The sequence below is a fragment of the Chrysosporum bergii ANA360D genome (assembly GCF_029891735.1).
Classification (GTDB): Bacteria; Cyanobacteriota; Cyanobacteriia; order Cyanobacteriales; family Nostocaceae; genus Umezakia; species Umezakia bergii.
Genome location: NZ_JANQDH010000026.1, coordinates 40,692 through 64,981, shown reverse-complemented (window position 1 = coordinate 64,981; position 24,290 = coordinate 40,692). Strand labels below are relative to the sequence as shown.

Here is a 24,290-nt window from a genome sequence, read left to right as displayed (position 1 = left end):
GACTAATATTTTCTAAATGCTCTGCCAAGTTAGTAATAGTATAGTTGATTTGGCTACTTAGCAAATATTGGCAATAATCTAATTTCGTAAATTTCATATTAAATCAGAATTGATAATTCATGGTATTGATTATTTTACCATGTCAGGAATAATCTGATTTTTATTATTTATGGTCTTGGCGATTAATTAAAATATATTTTAATAATTGCAAAATTGGCTTTTTACTGGAGTTTAGTCTCGGCGCGACGCTTCCGCCGCACCGAGACTGATTGTGCCAGTTATGTTATTTATTGTAGTACAATAATACTATATTCTAGCGATCGCCTGTGCCAGTTGCGTAAGTCCTGGGAATATTAACCACAGCTGGTTGATAAAAGTATAGGATTCCTATTTAATTTTTCAACAAAACTCCGTACAAGTTATTTATTTTTGTCTGTTCCCTGTTCTGTGGCTCTAGGATTGATTTCAGGAATCCAAAGGTATTCATATATTGGCTTAAAGTTTTTCAATTTATAATTATTAGCTTCATGGTCAATGTTACTAGAGTAAAATTGACCATGCCTGCCCTACAGCAATACTTTTATGGCTACTGATTAGCAAAAATGCCAGAAAAACTGAGAAAAAAGATATATAATACTGATTTTGTGGTTCTACGCTCTCACCCCCTAGGTGAAAAGTGTTGTTCACGATTCTTTACATATTCCCTTTGTCTGCTGTAGTTGAGAACGGCATTCTAATTTGTACAATGCAGCTATAAAGTGAATTTTTTTGTGATTGGGCTTTTCTCTAACAATATTCATGAGCATTTCGTCTTCTGTGCTGAGTGATCTGCTACAGTCCATAACCTACCTGCGACCCCAGCTATATTTCAAGGCTTCATTAACAGCCCTTTCCCACGCCATGGAAGATCAGGTATTGGCGGGGACTTTAGACCAGCCATTGGTAATTGCTAGCTTTCAACGAGAGCGATACTATCGCCAAGAAGCTCATCGCTATCAGCGTTTAGCTCTGTGTAGTAATCAAATATACGTTCTTTCTGCACAGGAAACGGAGTTCAGTAAAAGTTCACAATCTTATGAAAAAATAGCCTTTCAGCCAGAAGATGCCTTAAGTCAAGAATGGCATTTAGTCGTAATTGCTGAAAATTATGCTACTTGTTTGCTGTGCCGAGAGCAGCCCCAGTCCATTAGTAAAAACCGACAGCTACCAGAATTGACTCCTAATCTAGATATGGACACGGCTCGCAGGTTTGAGGGAATCTGGACATCAGAAAGAGGAGTTAGCCTGAAAGCAGCTGATTTGCTATTGGAGAAAATCTTACTTTACAGACCAGACCTAATCGACAAAATAACAGATGCACGCCAGAAGTTTGGCATCGGTACAGCCAGAAATGATTCTCCAGCAGAAGTAATTAGTGAATTTGCTTGTGATATCGACACTGACCCCTTTGTGCAGCGTTTGGTGACTTATCTCCAAGCCAGCCAGTACAAACTGCATAAAGCCTATCGTTCTATCACCGCCCAAGCACGAAAAGAACATTTAGTCAATTCTATTAGTACAGCCATTCGGCGATCGCTTGACCCCCACGAAGTCTTACAAATTGCCGCGGAAGAACTGGGAGAACACTTAGGGGCTAGTCGCTGTTTAATTTACCGCGCTCAGTCCACAGATAGACAGGCACAGATTAAACATGAATTTTTGATTTCTGGGGTTTTATCGGTTTGTGGGCAAACTTGGCAGTTAGATGAAAACCCTTTATTTCAAGAGGTAGTACAAAAGGGGGAAGGGGTTTGTGTGATCAACACCTTAACTGATGTCCGTGTTACCAACTCAGCCAAACTCTCCTCCATTGCCAAAAAATTTGCCATTGGTTCTTGGTTAATTGAACCAGTACTATTTCAAGGACGGCTATTAGGCATTGTCGAATTGCATTATTGCAACTTACCACCCCATGAGTGGCAAGCAGGAGAAAAAGACCTAGTAAAAGCCATCGCCACCCAAATAGGCGCAGCTTTAATTCAAGCCGAAGCCTACGCCAACCTAGAAGACCTGAACCAGCAGTTAGAAGCCTTAGACCGTACCCGCAGCAACTTAATAGCAATTACCGGACACGAACTCCGCACGCCATTATCAACAATTCGGGTATGTTTGGAAAGTCTGGCTAGTGAACCAGATATGCCCTTGGAGTTGCAGCAGGTGATGCTTAATACTGCACTTTCAGACTCAGAACGAATGCAAAAATTAGTGCAAGATTTCCTCACTTTATCTAACCTGGAAAGCGGCAGAGTACAATGGCATCCAGAACCCCTAACTCTACAAGAATGTGTGGATTTAGCCCTGAGCAGACTTCGCACTCGTTCCTTAACTGAAAAATTGCCTAAAATCAAAACTCAGATTACCCAAAATCTGCCCTTGGTCAAGGCTGATGGTGACTGGCTGGTGGAGGTGATAGCCAAACTAATCGACAACGCTTGTAAATTTACACCACCCCAAGGTAGGATTACCATTACAGCCACCCAAAATAATGATCACATGGTGGAAGTAACAGTGGCTGACACTGGGCGTGGTATTGAACCCAGTAGGCTGGAAGTAGTTTTTGACCGTTTCTATCAAGAAGAGGGGGCCCTGCGACGTACCACCGGGGGGACTGGGTTGGGTTTGGCAATTAGCAGGCAAATTGTCAATGGCTGGAGTGGAGAAATTTGGGCAGAATCTAATGGTAAGGACCAAGGTAGTGAGTTTCATTTCACTATTCCTATAGCTCACGCTAGCTTACAGGAAAAACAAACCATGGCTAAAAGTAAATCCTCATTTCTCAGCTAAGAATGACTAAAAACTGTTACAGTCTATAACGCGATCGCAATATTATGGAGTGAGTGGTGTTAGGATTCCCTAAAAACCGTTGAGAGACACACTTTAATTTATGACAGAAGTACTTTCTGGACAAACTCCCCTGTTTGGTGGTAGCACTGGTGGCTTACTCACAAAAGCACTGGAAGAAGAAAAGTATGCTATCACCTGGACTAGCCCCAAAGAGCAAGTTTTTGAAATGCCTACCGGTGGTGCTGCTACTATGCGGAAAGGCGAAAACCTGCTATACATAGCTCGGAAAGAATATGGTATTGCCTTGGGCGCTCAACTCCGGAAATTCAAAATCACAGATTACAAAGTTTACCGGATTTTACCCACTGGAGAAACCAGTCTCATTCACCCGGCTGATGGTGTCTTCCCAGAAAAAGTGAACCAAGGACGGGAGAGAGTACGTCACGTACCACGTAGGATTGGGGAGAATCCCAGTCCCGCTAAACTGAAGTTCAGTGGTGAAGCTACCCACGATGTCTAGAGTCTAGGTATTAAGGAGTGGAAACGGGGAGGGGAGGGGAAACTTTTTCTTTCCCCCCAGACCCTCTCCGCTTCTGCTCCAAATTTCGGCAATGAAGTTATGATATTCCCCAATTTTTCTGATTTTTCCCAGTTAGCTTTACAAGGTAATTTTGTCCCGGTGTATCAAGAATGGGTAGCAGACCTAGATACTCCTGTTTCTGCATGGTATAAGGTTTGTGCTGGTCAACCTTATAGCTTTTTGCTGGAGTCGGTGGAAGGAGGGGAAAAAATAGGACGTTACAGTTTATTGGGTTGTGACCCACTATGGATTTTGTCAGCTAAGGGCGACACCACTACTCAGACTTATCGAGATGGTTCACAAGTTATCTTTCCAGGCGACCCCTTCACAGCTTTAGCTAAATGTTTAGAACCATTACACCCAGTTACATTGCCCCAACTACCCCCCGGTATTGGTGGCTTGTTTGGATTTTGGGGCTATGAATTGATTCGCTGGATAGAACCAAGAGTGCCAATTCATACAGGAGACGATGGCAATATCCCTGATGGGTTATGGATGCAAATGGATCACCTCTTGATTTTTGACCAGGTAAAGCGGAAAATTTGGGCGATCGCCTACGCTGATTTACGTGACTCCCAAGTAGATTTACACAAAGCTTATGAACAAGCTTGCCATCGCGTTTCCCAGATGCTGTGTAAGTTATCTCTACCTGTAGCCTCAGAAAAAACTATTTTAGGATGGAATCCTCCACAAACAAAAAATGTCAGCGACATAAACCAATACACCAGCAACTTTACTCGCCAAGAATTTTGTGCTAGTGTGGAAAAGGCCAAGCAATACATTAAGGACGGCGATATTTTCCAGGTAGTGGTTTCCCAGCGTTTATCAACAGAATACACAGGTGATCCTTTTGCTCTTTATCGTTCGCTGCGGCAAATTAACCCCTCCCCTTACATGGCTTTCTTTAACTTCCAAGATTGGCAAATTATCGGTTCTAGCCCGGAAGTGATGGCAAAGGCAGAACGCAACCCCGATGGAGAAATTATCGCCACAGTCCGCCCCATCGCCGGGACACGTCCACGAGGTAAAACAACTCAAGAAGATGCAGTTTTAGCAGAGGATTTATTGCAAGATCCCAAAGAAACAGCAGAACACGTCATGCTAGTTGACTTGGGGCGTAATGATTTAGGGCGTGTTTGTCAAAGCGGTAGTGTCAGAGTTGATGAACTCATGCTAATTGAACGTTATTCCCATGTGATGCACATTGTTAGTAATGTGGTGGGTAAGTTAGCAGCAGATAAAACCGCTTGGGATGTACTCAAAGCCTGCTTTCCTGCGGGGACAGTGAGTGGCGCACCAAAAATTAGGGCTATGGAAATTATTAATGAGTTGGAACCAAGTGGCCGGGGTGTGTATTCCGGAGTATATGGTTATTATGACTTTGAAGGACAGTTGAATAGTGCGATCGCTATTCGTACCATGGTATTACATAATAATGTTGTAACTGTCCAAGCTGGTGCAGGTTTGGTGGCTGATTCTGATCCGGAAAAAGAGTATGAAGAAACTTTAAATAAAGCCAGGGGTTTGTTAATCGCTATTAGTTGTTTACGCTGAGTTCTTTCTCACGCAGAGGTTCAAAGGCGCAGAGTTAGTGAGAATTGGTTAAGTTGTCTGCTTTTGGGTATTCTATTGATTCTGAAATAGCATTTCTTAAACACTTGAGATATAAATGTAAATAATCGTCTTGTACTGATCGCTCAGTACAAGTATTGCCCGCTAGGAATGTACATCACTTGGGCAGAATTTGCCATAACAGCCCTTGGAACAACTTCAAGCCATCACTACAGCCCAAAGAAGCATCTGAGGCTCTTTCTGGGTGGGGCATCATACCCAAGATATTGCCTTGTTGATTACAAATACCGGCGATGTTATTCAGTGAGCCGTTGGGATTTTCCCCTGCATAGCGGAAAACCACTTGACCATGATCCTCAATGGCTGATAAAGTGTATTCATCAGCATAAAATCGCCCTTCTCCGTGGGCAATGGGCAAAGTGATAATTTCACTAGGGGTATAACTATGAGTCCAAGGTGTGTCACTACGCTCAACTTTTAAGGGAGCGCGATCGCATATAAAATGCAAATCTTGATTTCTAGTTAAAGCCCCCGGTAAGAGTCCGGCTTCAGTTAAGACCTGAAAACCGTTACAAATACCCAAAACAAATTTACCTTGTTTGGCGTGGTTAATCACCTGCTGCATAACTGGGGAAAACTGAGCAATGGCACCACATCGCAGATAATCACCGTAACTAAAACCACCAGGGATAATAACCACATCTAAATCAGAAATGTCTGTTTCTTGATGCCAAACCATGCGAGTCCGTTGACCCAGCAACTCTCTAGTCACATAAGCCACATCGCGATCGCAATTAGAACCCGGAAAAACTACAACCCCAAATTTCATCATTTAGTAATTAATTATTGGTTATTGGTCATTAGTCAATGGGTGTGGGGAATAGGAACTGGGGAATTAAATCTTCTTCCTATTCCCTCATCCCCGATGTTAAAAGACTCCCGTTTGTGTCTCTACCTCAATCAAATCAAAGCGATAATTTTCAATTACCGGATTTGCTAGCATTTGGTCACAGATACGTTCTAGGTCTTGACGGGCTTTAATCTCTTCTGTCGAAGTGATGGTTAGTTCAATGTACTTACCAATCCGCACCTGTTCAACATTGTTGTATCCCAGTTGCTGGATACCGGATTGTACAGCTACACCAGCAGGATCTAAGACAGAAGGACGAAGGGTCACGAAAATTTTAGCTATATACTTCCTTTGCACAGGCTTTTTGCTGAATGCTGCCATCGCTATACTATAACTATATGTCCCAACTGGGTAAGAGTTGATCAACCATCAATATTACAGTTTTCCCTATAGTAGCGAAAATAAACAACTATCCATGAGATCCATACATACCCGCAGCCAAGAGCGAATTTTAACCCTACTGAAAACCGTTAAACAAGGCATTTCCGCCCAGGATATTTACATAGAATTACGCAAACGCAGTCAAGGTATCGGTTTAGCCACAGTTTACCGCTCCCTAGAAGCCTTAAAATTAGAAGGTATGGTGCAGGTCAGGACTTTAACTAACGGAGAAGCCGTTTATAATCTAGCCCAACAGGACAAACACCACCTCACCTGTCTTCAGTGTGGCTTGTCCGTTCCCATTAATCAGTGTCCAGTCCATAACCTAGAAAGCGAGTTAGAGTCCAGTCATAACTTTAAAATTTTTTACCACACACTAGAATTTTTTGGTTTGTGTAATCAATGTCAAATGAATCAAGCAGCCAGCATGGGAACACATTAGACAACAAAAAATGTAGAGACATTAACTGTCCCCACATAGTTTGGTAAAAAAGCATATTCTAACTCTTTTTAACTAGAACGACCCTGATTTACCCCAGGAATTTTACCTTCCAACCAAGACTCACCGGAACCATCAGCAACAATAGAACGCATCCCCTCCAAAGCACCAGGGATACTGCGGGGGTCCATAAACATCACCTTGCTGCTGTCGCTGCTGCCAATCTTTATACCCATTTCCAAATAATTTTGGGCAAGTAAAAACTGTAACGCTTCTTTTGCTCCTGGTTCAGCATTTAGGGTTTTAGTGATGATTTGTAGTGCTTCTGATGTTGCCTGTGCTTTTAAAACTTGTTGCTGACGTTCCGCCTGGGCTTGTAATACAATAGACTTTTGTTCGGCTTCTGCTTGGAGAATTGTAGACTTTTGCCGAGCTTCAGCGTCCAAAATTTGCGCCTCAGCCTTACCCCTTGCGCTATTAACTGCCGATTCTCTTTCACCCTCAGAAGTGAGAATTGCCGCTCTTCTCCGCCGTTCTGCCGCCATTTGCAGCTCCATTGATTCCCGTACAGTTTGGGAAGGAACGATATCTCGTAATTCCACGCGGGTAATTTTTACCCCCCAAGGATCAGTGGCAATATCTAACTCACGCAGTAAAATTTCATTGATTTGAGAACGGGCGGTAAAAGTTTTGTCTAATTCCAGCTGTCCCATTTCCGAGCGAATTTGAGTTAGTACCAAGTTTGTCATGGCAGCCCGCAGATTTTCTACCTTATACCAGGACTTTTCCATGTCCACAATCCGCCAGTAAACCACTGCATCCACTTCAATGCTGACATTATCGCGAGTAATACATTTTTGGGGGGGGATATCTAAGACTTTTTCCCGGATAGTTTCTTGGTAAACGATTTTATCTAAAAACGGGATGACAAAATTTAGTCCCGCACCTAGCTTTTGGTTATAGCTACCCAATCTTTCCACTAAAACTTCATTACCTTGATTAACCACTCTCACTGATCCTGCTATGGCAGAACCACCAAGAGCCAGAAAGATTAGCAAAAAAAAGTTACCCATTTATTTATTCTCCTTATTTGCAATACCATTTTTTCGCCTCCATCGCGCCTAAATTTTTTCTTTGGTATCTTCCCCTCCCATTTACAAACCCACACTCAACGCAATAGATTATCTGGCATGACGATCAAAGTTGTGCCTTCTCTTCCGACTACATAAACTCTTTGATGGGGTGCTAGGCTGAGTTGTTCATCATCACATTTTGCCCGCCAAGAATTTCCCTCGAACAACACCCGCCCACTTTCGCCGGCTGGAATTGTCGTTAAAGTTTCAGCTAAAACTGCATCCAACATTTTTGACTTGCGCCGTCGCGGTTGTAAGAATCGGCGAGAAAGCACAATCAGCACGGTGGAAACCACTAGCCAAGCTGTAACTTGCAGCCATAAACTTCCTAGACCCGCCAGAGACAATATGGCGACGATAACCGCACTAATCCCCATCATGAACTCAACAAAAGCCGATGGTAAGAACAGTTCCATTAAACATAGAATCGCTCCTGCCAGCAGCCAGATTAAAGTATAACTTGGCATAGGCGATGCCCCATCTTAGACTCTACATTTACGCAAATGTATTTTTGAGATTATATACATATATACTATCACTGTTTACTGATTCTAAATGATGAATTTTAGTAACAAGCTGTAATCATAGGTTGACAAATCTAAATTTGTTTTAGGTTTCTTTAGTTTTCTTAACTTTATACTTTCATGATACCCGCACAGCGAATCATTTATTGCCTCAATCCACACTGTCCTCAGCCCATGAATACGGTTGGTGAAAGTGTGTGTAAGAGTTGCCAAACTCCCTTGGTTTACCGTTATCTCTGGGCTAGTGGTTCCCTAGTAGCCACTATCTCACCCGGAACTAAGGTAGTGGATCGATATGAAGTAATTACACACCGGGTATGGTTAGACACTCAGCCGGGTTTACCGCCCACAGTTCCTCACCAGTTACCACCAACAGTCATTCCTTACTTAAAGCTATACCCACAGCGTTTGCACATCCCCGCAGCCTATGGGTTGATTCACACTACAGATGATATTCTCTTACTGGAAAATGTACCCATAGACGAAACAGGAAACCTCTACCCTACCATTACTGAAGCATGGCAACAAGCAACCACCGTTAGACAAATTTACTGGCTATGGCAAATACTGCAACTATGGAAACCTTTGCTAGAGCTAGGAGTGGCTGAGAGTTTACTTATACCAAATAACCTGCGATCGCAGGGTTGGTGTGTGCGACTCTTAGAACTTCACCACACAGCACATCCCCACCGACCTAGTTTAGCAGACTTGGCTCAATGTTGGCACACTTGGCTGGCATCTGTAAATACCCCCACATCTCCCCAATTAACAACTATCATTGAGCAAATGTGCAATGCTGAAGCCAACTTAACAACCATTACCACTCAACTCAACGCTTTATTACTTTCCTCAGCTGCAGAACTACCATTAACTCTGGAAATAGCCGGAGCAACAGATATTGGCCGGGAATTACGGCACAATGAAGACAATTGTTACCCAACAGCTGGTAGTAAGTTAGATCACCCCATACTCTCCTTGGCCATTGTTTGCGATGGCATTGGGGGACACCAAGGCGGAGAAGTTGCCAGTCAATTGGCGGTACAATCGCTGAAACTGCAAATCCGTGCTTTATTAGCAGAAGTAGAAGAACAAAATGAACTGATTACACCTGATTTATTGCAAGAACAACTACAAGCCTGCTTGCGGGTAGTCAATAATGTGATTTGTGCTTCTAATGACGAACACAAACGCCAAGGCCGAGAACGCATGGCCACCACCCTGGTGATGGCTTTACAACTGCCGCAACGAGTGGTAACAGCCTCTGGGTGGCAGTCAGATAACGCCCATGAACTATATTTAGCTAGCATTGGCGATAGTCGTGCATACTGGATAACTCGCCACCACTGCCACTTACTCACCGTAGATGATGTTGTGGCTAACCGAGAAGTGTTTTCTGCCCGCAGTTTGTATCGTCCAGCACTTGAGAGAATAGATGCCAACGCCTTGACCCAAGCATTGGGAGCAAAAAATGCCGAATTTTTACAAATTGTGATTAAACGTTTTATTTTGGAAGAAGATGGTGTATTGTTGTTGTGTTCTGACGGCTTAAGTGATAATAATTGGGTAGAAAAATCCTGGCGACAGCATATTATACCCCTGTTAACAGGTAAAATTTCTCTGGAAGATGCTGTCCAGCATTGGATTAATTTAGCCAACGAGAAAAATGGTCATGATAATACTTCTGTGGTCCTGACTTTGTGCCGAGTATCTAGGTCTCATCTAGTCCCCGTTACTTCATCATCTATTTCTGGAGAAATGGTCAAAGTCCGAGAACTAGAAGCAGCAGAGCCATTAGAAAAACTAGAACTAGAATCTTCTTTGGCTGAAAGTTCCCAAGCTTTACTAGATTTGGATCTCACCCTTGACCCTCTGCCAGACTCACCCATCCCTACCCCAATTAAACAACCAATTAAACACCCAAATCGCCTCCGTCCCCTGGTGGTAAGGGGAGGATTATTACTGGTGTTATTGGGAACTACAAGTTTAGGATTATTTGCGTGGTGGCAAATTCATCCCCAAGGATTTGAACAAATATGTCGCCAACTTCCCCGCACTATACACCCACTATGTCCCCGGCTAAACAAATAAATAACCAATGACTAATAACCTACGCGCTAAGAGCGCCAGTTATGGTTGTAAGAATCTGGTTTTACCCAGCCTTACCTCCCATCCCGGAGTATTTCTACTCATTTAGAGAGAAGGATTCGCACTTAATACATTTAATATACCATGCCCTAAGTGTTAAAACTACGGTGGTTTTTGTTTTAACTTCATCATGAAGTATTGGTATATTTTTTAATCTTTTTGATGCTTTCATGGTTGCCATTCTTAGATATACTAAAGAAAAAGGGGTCATCTGGTAGAAGAAAAGCCCGTGGTGTTTATGCTCGCAAGCATTTAAAGGTAACTCGACAAAGGAATGAACACGCTAAAAGACTAGCGCGTCACTTATGTCTAGCTAACGCTAAGGTAGTCGTGGAAGATTTAAATGTTAGTGGGTTGCTGAGAAACCACAAGCTGGCTAAGAGTATTTCTGATGCTTCTTGGTACAACTTCCATCAATGGCTGGAATACTTTGGGGCGAAGTTTGGGCGGGAAATAATTGCAGTTCCTCCCCACTTCACAAGCCAGGAATGTAGTAATTGTGGTGTTATAGTTCAGAAATCACTTAGCACTCGTACTCATTCGGAGCCTGCACTGCGGACACATCGAACAAAGAGATGTGAATGCAGCCAAAGTAATTTTGAATCGTGCAAACGCTACCGTCGGGCAGACGGGAAGTAACGCCAGTACAGATGTTCTCTCTACTTCTATTGGACGTAAGTCCAGTAAAAGCAAGGAACGTCAGTGATGCTGGAATCCCCCGCCTTTAGGTGTTGGGAGTGTCAATAACCACTATTCAAGCCTGCGCCGGCAGGCTTTGTTTGTATATCAGTTACATAGGCGTAACTATGGCAAACAGTTTTTTTTTAACAAGCAGTTGAGTGAGGAGTGACTGTGGAAATGGTTGTAGAACAGCAAAAGCTAGGTGTAAATGTTATTATGAAAGTTGGCGATCGCGTTCGTGTTCAAGAGTCGGTAGTGGTTTATCATCATCCTGAGCATCGAGGTCAGGCTGTTGATATTAAAGGTACAGAAGGGGAAGTCATAGCCATTGCTACCGAATGGCAAGGTAGACCCGTCAGTGCTAATCTGCCAATTTTAGTCCAGTTTAGTAAAAAATTTAAAGCTCACTTACGTGAAAATGAATTAGAACTGATTTAAATCACTAACTAGCGGCGAAAACACTGGAATATATTTAGTTCGCCGCGCATTTTTTCCAGTCACTTAATCAAATTATCAACACCACACCATACAGCAGATTGGAAGCAAAGTAAATTTAGGCTCTTCCCTTGCGCCTTTCCGCCTTTGGGTGAGATAAGGTACGGTAGGCGGGAAGATTTTACTTAATTAGGTATGGTAGCGAGCAGGATGCCCGCACTACAAGATTTATTTTTGTTATTGATGGTGGGTGGGTGTGGTTGGCAGAAATTCTGCCCGCATCTGATTAACAACGCCATCAAGCCCCACTGAATGGGCGGCTTTGAATAACAGTCGATCGCCTGGTTGCACAAATGTTTTTAATCTAGCCACTAATTCACCATGAGTAGCAAAGCATTCTGACGGGATACCCCCAGCAGCTGTGATCATGGCTTCGGTGTCTTCTCCATCCCCCAACACCAGCAAAGCGTCTAACTTTAAATTTAGTACCGTTTCACCGACTTTTTGGTGCAGTTGTAGCGATCGCTCTCCCAATTCTTTCATTGCTCCCAGCACTGCGACTTTACGTTTTCCCGGTGTATCTGCTAATAGTTGCAAAGCTGCGGTCATTGCTTCTGGTGCAGCATTGTAAGTTTCATCTAAGATTAACACATCATTGGGTAAAGTCAACCGTTGCGATCGCCCTGTGGGCATATTCACCACCACACCAGCTTGTAAGCTTGACCAATCAACTCCCAAAACTTGCGCCACCGCCAAAGCTGCGAGAAAATTACTGGCGTTGTGACTACCGGGTAAAGGTAAAGGTAGCTGCATTCCTCCCACTTTAATAGTTTCGTTATCTATCATCAGCCCTTGGATATCACCACCAGAAAAGCCATAAGTTACCACTTTCCCCTTCCAAACCTGCATGGCTGTAGCCATTAACCGAGCATTATCGTAATTGAGAATAGCCACACCATCTTTGGGCATTTCCCCTAATAACTCACACTTAGCCTCAGCAATGGCTTGTTCAGAACCCAATAACTCAATATGTGCTGTGCCTACATTGGTAATTACCCCAATGGTGGGACGGGCGATGTGAGTTAATTCAGCAATTTGTCCCCGTCCCCGCATAGCCATTTCCACCACAGCATAATCATGCTCTGTACTCAGTTGTAATAAAGTTTTAGGTACACCAATTTCATTATTAAAATTTCCATAAGTCTTATGAACTCGCCCCTGAGTTGCCAAAACTGCGGCTACCAGTTCCTTAGTTGTGGTTTTGCCCACAGAACCAGTTATCCCTATTACCGGGATATTCAGGCGATCGCGCCACCATCTAGCTAGTTGCTGATATGCTGACAAAGTGTTTGTCACTTGCAACATAGGTAAATCTTGACTTGCATAGCCACAATCCACAATAGCCGCTAAAGCACCTTGAGCGATGGCTGCGGGGACAAAATCATGTCCATCAAATTTTTCTCCCCGTAAAGCCAAAAACACTTCACCGGGTTTGACCATCCGGCTATCTGTTTGAATAGTGCTGCTGACTTGTGTTAAAGCAGCAGCAGATAAATTAATCGGTTGGGCAGAAATAACTTCTAGCAGTTGGGAGATAGTGGCAGACCAGGGCATATAGTTGTAATATGGTTGTAGTGACTCGTAGAGGCTCTTAACAGGGAACAGGCAGAAATAAATAACCTATTCAGAGCATTTTTTACACAATCATGGTAAATATCTTTAGCCGGCATATCCAGCGATCTCATTTTACATACAAAAATGCTGATTAAAGTATACAGCGACCAAGCGGGGAGTAAAGAAACATGAGCATTTGTGGCATTTTCAACCCCCCGCAACACCAAGGACAGTAAGCCGACTATCAAAACAGGGAGCGTGAGAACCCCTAGGCTTTAGCCTAGGGGATGAAACGCGGCTCAACAGGATTTAACCAGGGGAGATGTCAATTGCTTTCCACGAAATCGGCATCAATCACATCTTCACCACCGGGTCTCCCTCCTGTGGTTCTAGCCCCTGGTGCTTGAGCATAAACAGCAGTACCAACCTGCATCAAAGCTTGTTGTAACTCATTGGTGAGAGACTTCATCCGCTCAAAATTATCTTGGTTGATGGCTTCTTGTAAATCTTTTACCAAACCCTCAACTCGCCCGCGATCCTCAGCACTGACCTTATCGCCAAGGTCTTTCATCTGCTTCTGTGCTTGATAAGCCAGAGAATCAGCCATGTTTTTAGTATCAATTTGTTCACGGCGTTGGTGGTCTTCCTCCGCGTGGGCTTCTGCATCCCGCACCATATTTTCCACATCTCGCTTATCTAGAGTGGAAGCACCGGTAATAGAAATGGACTGGCGTTTACCTGTAGCTTTATCTTGAGCAGTCACGGACAGAATACCGTTAGCATCAATATCAAAAGTTACGTCAATTTGTGGTACACCTCTAGGCGCTGGGGGGATACCATCAAGGCGGAAATTTCCCAAACTCTTGTTATTTTTAGCCAGTTCCCTCTCACCTTGGAGGACGTGAACTTCCACATTGGTCTGACCATCAGCGGCTGTAGAAAAGATTTCTGATTTTTTCACCGGGATAGTAGTATTGCGGTCAATAATCCTAGTCATCACACCGCCCAGAGTTTCCACACCCAAAGACAAGGGGGTAACATCCAGCAGCAGAATATCTTTAACTTCCCCTGCTAAGACACCGGCTTGAATAGCAGCACCCACAGCTACCACCTCATCGGGATTGACACCTTGACAAGGATCTTTACCAATCATTCGCCGCACTAACTCTTGTACAGATGGAATGCGAGTTGAACCACCCACTAATACAACTTCATCAATGTCAGCATTGCTCAGTTTGGCATCTTGTAGGGCTTGTTGTACAGGTTTACGACAACGGTCTAAAAGATCCGCAATCATTTCTTCAAACTTAGCCCTGGTTAAGGTCATATCCAGGTGTTGGGGTCCTGCTTGGGTAGCTGTGATAAAGGGAAGATTAATATTAGTTTGGGTGGCGCTGGAAAGTTCAATTTTGGCTTTTTCGGCTGCTTCTGTTAACCTCTGTAAAGCTTGCTTATCTTTACGCAAATCCACCCCTTCATTACGTAAAAACGCAGTAGCCAGCCAATCTACAATTTTTTTATCAAAGTCGTCACCCCCTAAATGGGTGTCGCCACTGGTAGATTTTACTTCAAAAACCCCCTCTCCCACTTCTAAAATGGAAACGTCAAAAGTTCCCCCTCCCAGGTCAAACACCAAAATAGTTTCATTTTGCTTTTTATCTAAACCATAAGCTAAGGCTGCTGCTGTAGGTTCATTGATAATGCGGAGAACTTCTAAACCGGCAATTTTTCCCGCATCCTTTGTGGCTTGGCGCTGGGAATCATTGAAATAAGCCGGAACTGTAATCACAGCTTGGGTTACTTTCTCTCCTAAATATTTGCTGGTGTCATCAACTAACTTCCGCAGCACTTGAGCAGAAACTTCTTCTGGTGCAAATTGCTTACCTGCAATGGGACAGTCAAGTTTAACGTTACCATGGCGATCGCGCACCACTCGGTAAGTAACTTCCGTCGCTTCATGGGTGATTTCTTCATATTTTCGCCCAATAAAGCGTTTTACAGAATAAAAAGTATTTTCTGGGTTCATCACTGCTTGTCGTCTTGCAATTTGACCCACCAACCGTTCGCCAGACTTTGTGTGAGCTACCACAGAGGGAGTGACCCGTTGACCTTCAGCATTAGCAATTACTAAAGGCTGTCCACCTTCCATCACAGCAGCGCAAGAATTTGTAGTTCCTAAGTCAATTCCAATTACTTTCGGCATATAATTTTCCTCGTTAGCTTCGGTTTCAGCGGTTGTGGCGTTGAGGAAAAAACACTGGATATAAGGAATGGGAGTTTTTTAGCCTGGTGGGCGGGTGCTTTTAAGATACTTTTCTGGTACGGAAGTTGACAAACATCCTCAAAGGTTGGGTTAATCTTTAACTTGACAACTTGCAAACAACCAGTATTTTTCCTCAATGAATCCTTGGTTCTGATTAAGCTCCATCTCAAGCTTCCTAATTAACACAGTAGACCGGTTCACAGTTTACTCGGTTCGGTTTTATAGTCAAAGGCGATGGCAATAACCGTACTTTATTGTTACCTACACAATTTTTAACAAAAGTCAGTTATAAATCATAAAAGTGTCCTTAAATAGTTTATAATACCTGAGTGTCATAACTAGATAAAAATTTACCAGTTAACCTTATGGGTAAAAAATATATTCCTATTTTAGGTACATCATCTAAAATTCTCAACATAGAACCAGGACCTGAATATTACCATCCATGAGCAGCATAAATTTTAGCATCAAGCCAGAAATAACAGTTATCCTCTGCACTTACAACCGGGTAAATTACCTCAAAAACTGTATTGATAGCGTTGTTAATCAGACCTGTAAAGATTGGGAACTGCTTGTAGTAGACGATGGTAGTCAAGACAATACTTTTCAAGTTGTTGATTCCTATCTGCAAAAATTCCCAAATATTCGTTATTTGAAACATCAAAACCGGAAACCAGGATATACGAGAAATGCGGGTATTCAAGCATCATTTGGTAATTATATAACTTTTATAGACAGTGATGACAGTTACAAACCTAATCATCTCGATTCACGGCTGAAATATATGAAAGCTAATCCAGAAGTTGATTTAATTGAAGGAGGATGTGCCTGTGAAGAAGAATTTTTTGTAGTTGATTATTTTCAACCAGATAAAACAATTAACATACGAGAATGTGTGTTAGGTGCAACATTTTTCGGTAAACGTCACGTATTTTTCCAATTACAAGGATTTAATAATATTCCTTACGGAGAAGATACAGAGTTTTGGCAACGAGCGGAAAAAATCTACCAAACTCAAAAAATTAAGCAACCAGAAACTTACATTTACACAAGAGCCGAAAATAGTATTACAAAGAATGTTTATATCGATCAAATTTCCTCATCCAGCTAACTAGTGAGCATGAAAAACAACATTTTACTACATCCAATCATTTCTCCTGTAGGGAGTCGGTTAATTATCGCAATTGTTCTGAGTGTATGTTTAATCATTTTATCTGGTTGTCAAGCTTTAACCCAAAAGGATGATGGCGTAATTCGTTTGACACTGTGGCAAGGAATTAATCCCCCTGCTAATCGAGATGTATTTCAAAAATTAGTAGATAAATTTAATCAGACTCACAGTGATATCCAAGTAGAATCTATTTTTGCTGGTGGGCTAGAACAACAAATGCCAAAAATACTTGCCGCAGTTGTGGGAAATGTTCCTCCAGACATTTTGAGCTTCTACCCGCAAGTTACAGGTCAGCTTGTAGAACTGGATGCAATTCGACCTTTAGAAGATTGGTTAGAAACATCACCCCTAAAATCCCGAATTAGCCCCAACTCATTAGAAGCATTAACACTAAACGGCCATCTCTGGTCAATTCCACTTTGCACCAGCAACATCGGTATTTTTTACCGACCTCGGCTGTTCCAAGCAGCAGGAATCACCCAAACCCCCAGAACCTGGGAAGAACTGAGAGAAGTTGCCCAAAAATTGACCATAGACAAAAATGGCGACCATAAACCGGAACAATATGGAATCTTATTACCCTTGGGTAAAAGCGAATGGACTGTATTTACTTGGTTACCGTTTTTATGGAGTGCGGGGGGGGAGATCATCACCGATAATCAGCCAAACTTGACCACAGAAGCAGCAGTAAGAGCTTTACAACTTTGGCAAGATTTAATTAAAGATGGTTCCGCCAAGTTATCCGCACCTGATCGGGGTTACGAAGAAGACGACTTTATTGCCGGTCGTGTTGCTATGCAAATCACAGGACCTTGGACTTATATTATGAAGTCTAATGTTGATTATCAAGTATTTCCCATGCCAGCAAATGTAGAACAAGCTACGGCTATTGGCGATGGTAATATGTTTGTGATGAAAACCACCCCAGCCAGAGAACAAGCAGCACTGAAGTTTTTAGAGTTTGTTTTAAGTGAAGAGTTCCAAACAGAATGGAGTATAGGGACGGGTTTTCTACCAGTAAACATCAAATCTGCCCAAAGTGAAGCTTTTCAGCAATTCATTAACCAAAAGCCCGTGTTAAAGACTTTTCTGGAACAAATGCCTGTGGCACGGGGTAGACCTATTATTGCAGGTTACAATGCTTTATCTGACAGTCTGGGTCGAGCAATTGAGGCCACCTTGCTGGGGGAGTCACCAGCAAAAGCACTGAAAACAGCCCAGGAGCGTTTGGATTTGATTTGGCATATTGACACTCTCCGGGCTCAAGCCACTGAGATTATACATTCTACGTCAGAATTTGCTCTATCAGGTTTTCACCAACCAGAGTAGAGATCCCAACTCCTGTAGCGTTACTTTGGGGATGTCCTCCCCTTGCTTGGCAAGATTTAAAATATTTACTAATGTTTACTTCTGCATTCACATCTCTTTGCAACTCACACCCACAACTACATTTATGGGTACGAGTGGAAAAAGCTATCGCAGCAACTCCTCTACTTGATGCTGACTCCATAAAGTTTTGTAAAGACCCTGGCTTTGCAACAGTTCTGAGTGAGTACCTATCTGGACAATTTTGCCTTTGTCCATCACAAAAATACGGTCAGCAGTGGCAGCAGCAGATAGCTGATGAGTAATAAAAATTACGGTTTTGCGTCTCGAACCAGAGGAAAGATTATGGAGGATTCCTGTAGCGGTTTGATTATCCACACTGGAAAGGGCATCATCCAAAATTAAAATTGGAGCTTCCACTAACATGGCTCTAGCCAGGGCGATGCGTTGTCGTTGTCCACCAGATAGGGTTATACCACGTTCGCCCACAATGGTTTCATACTGATGGGGAAAGTTACTGATTTCTCCGTCAATTTTCGCTAGTTGAGCCACATATTCTACATTTCGATTTTCACTAACTGGGTCACCGTAACGGATATTATTTTTAATTGTGGTGCTAAACAAAAAGCTATCTTGGGGAACGTAGGCCATGGCTTGACGTAAATCTGCCAATGATATTTTAGTAATATCCCAACCATCTACAAATAATTGTCCTGGTGCAATATCTAACAAACGCGGTAAAGCATTTGCCAAAGTTGATTTACCAGAACCAATAGCCCCGACAATAGAAACTGTTTCTCCTGGTAAAATTGTAAAGTTAATGTTGTCTAAGGCTGGAGTAGCAGCACCAGGGTAAGTGTAAGTAAGATTTCTGGCGGTGACTTTTCCTTTAATCTCATCCAAAGGCAAATGTACAGCGTCTGGTTCGTCGTCAATTTTCGGCTTGACAGCAAGAATAGACTCTAAGCGGTCAATACTCACTTCACCACGTTGATAAGCTGTAATGGTGAAACCTAATAATGCTGTGGGAAAAACTAGACGTTCTACATAAATTAAGAGCGCCAAAAAATCCCCTACAGCTAAGGTTCCATTAGATATCTCCCCAGCCCCTAGCCAGATGATCACCAGAGAACTTAGATTAGCTAAACCACCAATTAAAGGAAACAGTATATTTCTGCTTTTGGCTAGTTGTAAGTTAGCGGCCAATAGCTGCTGATTTTTTTGGGCAAAGGCTCGGCGCTCATTTTCTTCTTGGGCGTATATTTTAATTAGGGCAATACCGCTCACATCCTCTTGTATTAGTTCACTGATGTCTGATAATTCCTCTTGGACTATCGCTTGCTCTTTGCGTAGGCGATTACTAAACAAATGTACTAACAAAAACATGAAGGGATACACAGCCAGGGAAGCTAGTGTGAGATGCACACTAATGGTGAGCATTACTGGTAGAGTCAGAGTATAGGCAAACATAGTATTGGCCAAGCTCAGTACCGCAAAACCCACCAACCTCCTCACATTGTCCACATCACTGGTAGCCCGGTTAATTAAATCTCCAGCAGTGTTAATGGCGAAGTAAGCAGGCTCTAGCTTGAGTAAGTGTTGAAAAATTCTTTGTTTTAGGTCAAATTCTACCTGCCTTCCCACCCCAAACAGCCAAATGCGGGAAGCCATGCGGATCAGCCACATGGCACAACTGAGGGAGATAATCGGCACCACGTAAGATAATACTTCACTGAAATTAAAGCTGCCGGAAAGTTGGTCAACTGCTGAACGAATTAACCAAGGAATATAAACACCCAGCACATTTACTGACAATAAGGCCAGAATGCCTAATGTCATTTCCCGCCAATGGGGAAGTATGTAAGCACCGAGTTTAGCAAGTCGTCGAGATTCTGCCATTAAAGCGATATTGCCACTGAATCATTTGCAGATGTACTGCTAGTTATTCTCTATTTTATGATAATTACGCACTTTTCTCCATGCTACTTTAAAGCTGCTAGAGGAAGTTCTGACCTGGAATGTAGAATCTCCGTGGCTTTGTCCCGGAGGGTGTCAAATTTGTATATCTTTTGTCAACCACAGATGAAAACAAATAAATATTGATAAGATATCTCTGTTCATCTGTGGTTAATTGTTGCAGATAAGTGTTGCAGTAGCTTTTTTTTAGCTAGGTGTCTGGTTCCCACGTAGGAAAAAGTAAATCTGGTTCAGATAACTTTCCCATACTTGGGTTGTGATTTGTAGGGTTTGTGCGCTGGGGACAAAATCGTCAATCCGCAACCCCCGCTCCCTAATTGCTTGAGGAGTTTGTAATAGGTAGGGTGAAACTTTCCCCCCCACAGAATTGAATGCTATGGTTACAGGACTGTGAGCATTAGGGTAGATACTATTTCCCACTACATCTGTGGTTATTGTGGGGGTGGTTGTTGCAGCAAATGCCACTAGGGCTTCGGGGGTAGCAGTGTTAGGTCTGATATCCTGACTTACTAACTGCGGATCACCCACCATTGCTACAGGTACTCTTACCAGAAAGTAAGCGATCGCGGGTGTACTTGCCAACAGTAAAATTGTCAGAGACCAACCCACTAAGTAACCACCTGGTTGTTCCATACCCCCGCCTTTAATTTTCTGGGCTGCAAACATCATCAGCAACATGGAAGCGCCCAGGGGCTTGAGGGGAAATGATATAACCTGCCACAAAGAGGCCACAGCTGGTTCATTAGGGTTAATAAACGACAAAGCTATGACCACCAACACAATGATTAAAACTAATCTACCGACAAAGGTTCCAGAAGGATAAAATCTCTGGAACAAAGAATACACAACAGTGCCAATCAGCAGCCAAAGCAGCACTCGACTTAGTAACAGAAACATAGGTGAACTCTCAAATTTTCTTGTGCTGTGAGCCAGTAGCCCCCGGGGTTTCCCCCTGAGTATCTGACACATGGTAGTTTGGTCAGTCTAAAAATTTTCGGCAGAAGATGTATTTTATCGTCAAATTGTAATGCCACTACTACTTGAGAACAAATACCTCCAAACCAAGATTAAAGACTGCCGTCGTAGTGATTTTAGTGCAATTTTTTCACACTGCGTTGATTATTTGTCATTTTTCAAATGAGTAATATGACACCAGTCAACTAAATTAATTGAGTAGTTGTCAACTTCAAAGGAAAAACTATGTCTTCTGAAAAGCCCTGGATATTAGTAACGGGAGGAGCAGGATATATTGGTTCTCATACCGTCCTGGCTCTCAAGCAAGCAGGTTATCAAGTGGTTATACTTGACAATTTGGTTTATGGGCATCAAGACCTGGTAGAAAAGGTTTTGCAGGTAGAACTGATAGTAGGAGATACAGGCGATCGCCCTTTGTTAGATAATTTATTTAAAAGCCGTAATTTTGCCGCAGTCATGCACTTTTCGGCTTATGCCTACGTAGGTGAGTCGGTGACTGATCCGGCTAAATACTACCGTAATAACCTGGTGGGTACTCTCACCCTACTAGAAGCGATGTTAGCTGCATCTGTTCAAAAATTCGTTTTTTCTTCCACCTGTGCCACCTATGGAGTCCCGCAAGTCATACCTATCCCAGAAAACCACCCCCAAAACCCCATTAATCCCTATGGGGCTAGTAAGTTGATGGTGGAGCGGATTCTGGCTGATTTTGATTTAGCTTACCATTTAAAATCGGTACGTTTTCGCTATTTTAATGCAGCCGGCGCTCATCCCCAAGGCTTACTGGGGGAAGATCATCAACCAGAAACCCATTTAATCCCCTTAGTGCTGCTCACAGCTTTAGGTAAAAGAAAATCTATCGCCATTTTTGGCACAGACTACCCCACCCCTGATGGTACTTGTATTCGTGATTATATCCACGTTAACGACTTGGCAGATGCCCATGTTTTAGGATTGGAATATCTATTAAATCATGGCAATAGCGAAGTTTTTAATTTAGGTAACGGTAACGGCTTCTCCGTGAGAGAAGTAATTGCAGCTGCCCAAGAAGTAACAGGATTAACCATACCAGTTGAAGAATGCGATCGCCGCCCCGGTGATCCCCCTTCTTTAATTGGTAGTGGCGAGAAAGCCAGAAAAATCCTCAATTGGAAACCCCAATACCCAGACATCAAAGATATTGTCACCCATGCTTGGCAGTGGCATCAACAGCGACATGAATAAAACTCTTCAGAGAGGGAAAATTAAAATTTTCCCTCTTTCCTGTCCATGTAAAAAACTGATTTATCAACTATTTATCAACTCTCACGCCTTTTTATCTCCCGCAGTATAAAAAATACAACCAGCCAGGACACCAGCACCGTCAGCGCCACCACAGCAATAGTCAACCCTGACTTAATATTCACATCTGGATTCTCTGGATAGTTGATATTTTGCACAGTTTTTGACTCGCTAAATGTTCCAGCGGCCACAGTCACTTGAAAATTAAATTTAAATGGTTGAAAACTTCCTTCAGTCTTGGGTTTACCATTAAGCTGTAGTTGATACAGTCCTGGCCTAGGGAAAGTAATTTCTGCGCCGGGAATACCTTGATAACGTTCAGCTGATACAGGTTCTAAAGATGGTTCTAGTAGGGCTGGTTCCCCTGGAGTATAAGGTTCAGCATAAATCAATAATTCACACTCGCACTGGGTCAGAGGAATCACCCGACCACCTTTACGGGTCAAAGCAAACCAAGCTTGACTGGGTTCTCCAGCACGAGGATTATCCTTTGGCTCAATGTGGATGGTAGCACCCACATCGTCAGATATTTGCACCTGATGAGCAACAGTAGTAGAATTACTGCGATTTAATTGGGGGTACATAAAACTTTTCCATATTTAACTTTAACCAAAACAAACGTGAACGCAGCAGTAACACAGTCACAGTGACCATTACCATTAACACCACTGCTAATCTATTACCCCATGTTAATTGCAAGGAACCCAAGTAATGAGAACCAATTAATACAGCATGAATGGCACTTAAAACTAAAGCTGGTACACTTAATAAATGAATCTGTCGCCAACGCTTACCTAAATATTTTTGCACTGATTCAAAACTTGTCAAAGCCGCCGGAGTGATGAAAACTAAAGCCACCGCACCAGCAGCCATACCCCACTGAAAGTCAGGGGGTAAAAACAAAAAAGCCGCAAATTGCCACTGTAATGAATGTTCAATCATGTGGGTGGTATGAACCACAGCCAATACAAAAGCAGCCACTCCTAAACCGCGCCGGTAACGCAGGGGTGAAGCCCACAGGCGACTAATAGGACGGGCAATTAGTGCCAAGACTAAACATATTACAGCAGCGTGTCCACTGTAATCTACCATTGTGTCACCAGTCCGCAGCAAGGTGAGTACACCAATGGTCAGTGTCACCCAACCACCCAAGCGAAATAACTGACTACGCCTATCTTTATTTACCAAAGAAGTGGACAGACCCACACCCAACATAGTGGGTAGGGTTCCCAGCCCAAAAGCCAGCATGGTTACAGTACCCATCCACAAATTACCAGTTTCTGCTGCTTTAATCTGAGCCGCATATAAAAAACCACAAGGCATTAAACCCCAAGTCATACCTAACAACATAGGTGTCCACCATTGGCCCTGGTAGGAAAGCTTGACCATGGCTGTACTGAGGCGATGATGTAAACCCTTTTGTAGTAAAGGATGTAATATGGGAATGCGTGGTAACAAGTCAGGTATTACTTGCCCTAAACCAAACCAAATCAGCATTACACCAGTAATAATTGCCATACCGCGACGGAAATCACTGCCCACACCTGCCAAGTAACCGCCTTGCAGTAATACCGAACCCAAAGCCCCTATACCAGCCCCCACTAAACCATAGCTCAATATTCGCCCTAGGTTCAGTAACAAATGAAATTTTAACTGCTGATGCCATGAGTTGGGTATTTTCCCATGTGGAGTTGTTTGCTGCTGAGAAAGGGAAAACGCCACAGTTAAAGGACTACACATCCCAAAGCAATGCCCAAAACTGCCTAGGAACCCCACCATGGTAATGAGTGACAAGTCTAACATTCTGATAAATTCCTGCGGCACTTTTCTAGTGCGGAAATTTACCCTAACTTCTTGGCTTTGTCAAAAGACAACTTGTCAAACTTCTTTAAAAACCTCTTATGGTGCAGAATATCAACAAATTTTCACAGTGTTACTGGCGAGTCTACATAAATAGTCGGTTCTTGCATAGTAAACTCAATTCCAGAACTAACTAATTTTTGGGAAATTTTTTTCATTTGCTAACTCCAATAGACGTTTACGTAGAGGAAGATAGAAAA

General features: G+C 42.8%; 21 protein-coding genes and 1 pseudogene. 11 read left to right on the top strand and 11 right to left on the bottom strand.

Translation table 11 applies throughout. From position 1 onward, the window contains the following. The first annotated feature begins 213 nt into the window (after window positions 1–213). The 4 genes from NWP17_RS04375 (at window position 214) to trpE (ending at window position 4,957) form a co-directional block, all read left to right on the top strand. On the top strand, window positions 214–357 hold the full coding sequence (locus NWP17_RS04375; RefSeq protein WP_280653691.1) for a hypothetical protein: 144 nt from the start codon (window positions 214–216) through the stop codon (window positions 355–357). 441 nt (window positions 358–798) lie between these two features. Further along, window positions 799–2,823, top strand: a complete 2,025-nt coding sequence (locus NWP17_RS04370) for a DICT sensory domain-containing protein (protein ID WP_280653690.1) — start codon at window positions 799–801, stop codon at window positions 2,821–2,823. Window positions 2,824–2,923: 100 nt separating this feature from the next. Further along, entirely contained in the window at window positions 2,924–3,343 is a 420-nt protein-coding gene (locus tag NWP17_RS04365; RefSeq protein ID WP_280653689.1) for a photosystem I reaction center subunit II PsaD, read from the top strand. Between the two features lie 99 nt (window positions 3,344–3,442). Beyond that, window positions 3,443–4,957, top strand: a complete 1,515-nt coding sequence (trpE, locus tag NWP17_RS04360; RefSeq protein ID WP_280653688.1) for an anthranilate synthase component I — start codon at window positions 3,443–3,445, stop codon at window positions 4,955–4,957. Between the two features lie 175 nt (window positions 4,958–5,132). Here the strand turns inward: trpE and purQ are convergent, their stop codons facing one another. Continuing rightward, window positions 5,133–5,804 carry a phosphoribosylformylglycinamidine synthase subunit PurQ gene (gene purQ, locus NWP17_RS04355; protein ID WP_280653695.1) on the bottom strand — a complete coding sequence of 224 codons (672 nt, stop codon included), beginning with the start codon at window positions 5,802–5,804 and terminating at the stop codon, window positions 5,133–5,135. 99 nt (window positions 5,805–5,903) lie between these two features. Further along, window positions 5,904–6,182 (bottom strand): phosphoribosylformylglycinamidine synthase subunit PurS, encoded by a 279-nt coding sequence (purS, locus tag NWP17_RS04350; protein WP_280653694.1) that lies wholly within the window; start codon window positions 6,180–6,182, stop codon window positions 5,904–5,906. Window positions 6,183–6,300: 118 nt separating this feature from the next. Between purS and NWP17_RS04345 the strand changes: the two genes are divergently transcribed. Further along, window positions 6,301–6,708 carry a Fur family transcriptional regulator gene (locus NWP17_RS04345; protein WP_280653687.1) on the top strand — a complete coding sequence of 136 codons (408 nt, stop codon included), beginning with the start codon at window positions 6,301–6,303 and terminating at the stop codon, window positions 6,706–6,708. A 68-nt stretch (window positions 6,709–6,776) separates the two neighbouring features. Here the strand turns inward: NWP17_RS04345 and NWP17_RS04340 are convergent, their stop codons facing one another. Next, the gene (locus tag NWP17_RS04340) at window positions 6,777–7,778 is read right to left on the bottom strand and encodes an SPFH domain-containing protein (RefSeq protein ID WP_280653686.1); all 1,002 of its coding nucleotides are present in this window, start codon (window positions 7,776–7,778) and stop codon (window positions 6,777–6,779) included. 95 nt (window positions 7,779–7,873) lie between these two features. Continuing rightward, window positions 7,874–8,305, bottom strand: a complete 432-nt coding sequence (locus NWP17_RS04335) for an NfeD family protein (protein WP_280653685.1) — start codon at window positions 8,303–8,305, stop codon at window positions 7,874–7,876. A gap of 177 nt (window positions 8,306–8,482) precedes the next feature. Here NWP17_RS04335 and NWP17_RS04330 point away from each other — a divergent pair, with 177 nt between their 5' ends. The 3 genes from NWP17_RS04330 (at window position 8,483) to NWP17_RS04320 (ending at window position 11,626) form a co-directional block, all read left to right on the top strand. Further along, window positions 8,483–10,450: a protein phosphatase 2C domain-containing protein gene (locus NWP17_RS04330; protein ID WP_280653684.1), complete on the top strand. Its 1,968-nt coding sequence runs from the start codon at window positions 8,483–8,485 to the stop codon at window positions 10,448–10,450. 219 nt (window positions 10,451–10,669) lie between these two features. Beyond that, a complete protein-coding gene (locus tag NWP17_RS04325) occupies window positions 10,670–11,146 on the top strand; it encodes an RNA-guided endonuclease InsQ/TnpB family protein (protein WP_342393997.1) in 477 nt (158 codons plus the stop codon). A gap of 207 nt (window positions 11,147–11,353) precedes the next feature. Beyond that, a complete protein-coding gene (locus NWP17_RS04320) occupies window positions 11,354–11,626 on the top strand; it encodes a ferredoxin-thioredoxin reductase variable chain (RefSeq protein ID WP_280653683.1) in 273 nt (90 codons plus the stop codon). Between the two features lie 234 nt (window positions 11,627–11,860). On the opposite strand, the gene NWP17_RS04315 is transcribed toward NWP17_RS04320, so the two are convergent. After that, window positions 11,861–13,237: a UDP-N-acetylmuramoyl-tripeptide--D-alanyl-D-alanine ligase gene (locus NWP17_RS04315; RefSeq protein WP_280653682.1), complete on the bottom strand. Its 1,377-nt coding sequence runs from the start codon at window positions 13,235–13,237 to the stop codon at window positions 11,861–11,863. A 325-nt stretch (window positions 13,238–13,562) separates the two neighbouring features. Continuing rightward, window positions 13,563–15,440 carry a molecular chaperone DnaK gene (gene dnaK, locus NWP17_RS04310; protein WP_280653681.1) on the bottom strand — a complete coding sequence of 626 codons (1,878 nt, stop codon included), beginning with the start codon at window positions 15,438–15,440 and terminating at the stop codon, window positions 13,563–13,565. 505 nt (window positions 15,441–15,945) lie between these two features. On the opposite strand from dnaK, the gene NWP17_RS04305 reads away from it, so the two are divergent. Both NWP17_RS04305 and NWP17_RS04300 read left to right on the top strand, forming a co-directional pair. Beyond that, the gene (locus NWP17_RS04305; RefSeq protein ID WP_280653680.1) at window positions 15,946–16,611 is read left to right on the top strand and encodes a glycosyltransferase family 2 protein; all 666 of its coding nucleotides are present in this window, start codon (window positions 15,946–15,948) and stop codon (window positions 16,609–16,611) included. Window positions 16,612–16,620: 9 nt separating this feature from the next. Beyond that, window positions 16,621–18,000, top strand: a complete 1,380-nt coding sequence (locus NWP17_RS04300; RefSeq protein ID WP_280653679.1) for an ABC transporter substrate-binding protein — start codon at window positions 16,621–16,623, stop codon at window positions 17,998–18,000. A gap of 144 nt (window positions 18,001–18,144) precedes the next feature. On the opposite strand, the gene NWP17_RS04295 is transcribed toward NWP17_RS04300, so the two are convergent. Further along, window positions 18,145–19,896, bottom strand: coding sequence for an ABC transporter ATP-binding protein (locus NWP17_RS04295; RefSeq protein ID WP_280653678.1), 1,752 nt, complete (start codon window positions 19,894–19,896; stop codon window positions 18,145–18,147). Window positions 19,897–20,160: 264 nt separating this feature from the next. Beyond that, window positions 20,161–20,871 carry a septal nanopore formation protein FraI gene (gene fraI, locus NWP17_RS04290; protein ID WP_280653677.1) on the bottom strand — a complete coding sequence of 237 codons (711 nt, stop codon included), beginning with the start codon at window positions 20,869–20,871 and terminating at the stop codon, window positions 20,161–20,163. Window positions 20,872–21,174: 303 nt separating this feature from the next. Here fraI and galE point away from each other — a divergent pair, with 303 nt between their 5' ends. Beyond that, on the top strand, window positions 21,175–22,173 hold the full coding sequence (galE, locus tag NWP17_RS04285) for a UDP-glucose 4-epimerase GalE (protein ID WP_280653676.1): 999 nt from the start codon (window positions 21,175–21,177) through the stop codon (window positions 22,171–22,173). Window positions 22,174–22,247: 74 nt separating this feature from the next. Here galE and NWP17_RS04280 read toward each other — a convergent pair whose 3' ends face one another. The 3 genes and pseudogenes from NWP17_RS04280 to NWP17_RS04270 all read right to left on the bottom strand — a co-directional run. After that, window positions 22,248–22,814, bottom strand: a complete 567-nt coding sequence (locus NWP17_RS04280) for a hypothetical protein (RefSeq protein WP_280653675.1) — start codon at window positions 22,812–22,814, stop codon at window positions 22,248–22,250. Then, window positions 22,789–24,033 carry an urease accessory protein UreH domain-containing protein gene (locus NWP17_RS04275; protein WP_280653674.1) on the bottom strand — a complete coding sequence of 415 codons (1,245 nt, stop codon included), beginning with the start codon at window positions 24,031–24,033 and terminating at the stop codon, window positions 22,789–22,791. The genes NWP17_RS04280 and NWP17_RS04275 overlap by 26 nt, the downstream gene beginning before the upstream one ends. A gap of 122 nt (window positions 24,034–24,155) precedes the next feature. Further along, a pseudogene (locus NWP17_RS04270) lies at window positions 24,156–24,282 on the bottom strand (mechanosensitive ion channel family protein); the annotation flags it as partial. Window positions 24,283–24,290: the final 8 nt, after the last annotated feature.

Excerpts from the sequence above, each read along its gene's own strand:
- NWP17_RS04275 (WP_280653674.1), bottom strand. The coding sequence starts at position 24,033 with ATGTTAGACTTGTCACTCATTACCATGGTGGGGTTCCTAGGCAGTTTT.
- galE (WP_280653676.1), top strand. The coding sequence starts at position 21,175 with ATGTCTTCTGAAAAGCCCTGGATATTAGTAACGGGAGGAGCAGGATAT.
- NWP17_RS04325 (WP_342393997.1), top strand. The coding sequence starts at position 10,670 with ATGCTTTCATGGTTGCCATTCTTAGATATACTAAAGAAAAAGGGGTCA.
- fraI (WP_280653677.1), bottom strand. The coding sequence starts at position 20,871 with ATGTTTCTGTTACTAAGTCGAGTGCTGCTTTGGCTGCTGATTGGCACT.
- NWP17_RS04330 (WP_280653684.1), top strand. The coding sequence starts at position 8,483 with ATGATACCCGCACAGCGAATCATTTATTGCCTCAATCCACACTGTCCT.
- purQ (WP_280653695.1), bottom strand. The coding sequence starts at position 5,804 with ATGAAATTTGGGGTTGTAGTTTTTCCGGGTTCTAATTGCGATCGCGAT.
- NWP17_RS04315 (WP_280653682.1), bottom strand. The coding sequence starts at position 13,237 with ATGCCCTGGTCTGCCACTATCTCCCAACTGCTAGAAGTTATTTCTGCC.
- NWP17_RS04345 (WP_280653687.1), top strand. The coding sequence starts at position 6,301 with ATGAGATCCATACATACCCGCAGCCAAGAGCGAATTTTAACCCTACTG.
- NWP17_RS04370 (WP_280653690.1), top strand. The coding sequence starts at position 799 with ATGAGCATTTCGTCTTCTGTGCTGAGTGATCTGCTACAGTCCATAACC.
- NWP17_RS04340 (WP_280653686.1), bottom strand. The coding sequence starts at position 7,778 with ATGGGTAACTTTTTTTTGCTAATCTTTCTGGCTCTTGGTGGTTCTGCC.
- NWP17_RS04365 (WP_280653689.1), top strand. The coding sequence starts at position 2,924 with ATGACAGAAGTACTTTCTGGACAAACTCCCCTGTTTGGTGGTAGCACT.
- NWP17_RS04280 (WP_280653675.1), bottom strand. The coding sequence starts at position 22,814 with ATGTACCCCCAATTAAATCGCAGTAATTCTACTACTGTTGCTCATCAG.
- NWP17_RS04295 (WP_280653678.1), bottom strand. The coding sequence starts at position 19,896 with ATGGCAGAATCTCGACGACTTGCTAAACTCGGTGCTTACATACTTCCC.
- NWP17_RS04300 (WP_280653679.1), top strand. The coding sequence starts at position 16,621 with ATGAAAAACAACATTTTACTACATCCAATCATTTCTCCTGTAGGGAGT.
- trpE (WP_280653688.1), top strand. The coding sequence starts at position 3,443 with ATGATATTCCCCAATTTTTCTGATTTTTCCCAGTTAGCTTTACAAGGT.
- NWP17_RS04335 (WP_280653685.1), bottom strand. The coding sequence starts at position 8,305 with ATGCCAAGTTATACTTTAATCTGGCTGCTGGCAGGAGCGATTCTATGT.
- dnaK (WP_280653681.1), bottom strand. The coding sequence starts at position 15,440 with ATGCCGAAAGTAATTGGAATTGACTTAGGAACTACAAATTCTTGCGCT.
- NWP17_RS04305 (WP_280653680.1), top strand. The coding sequence starts at position 15,946 with ATGAGCAGCATAAATTTTAGCATCAAGCCAGAAATAACAGTTATCCTC.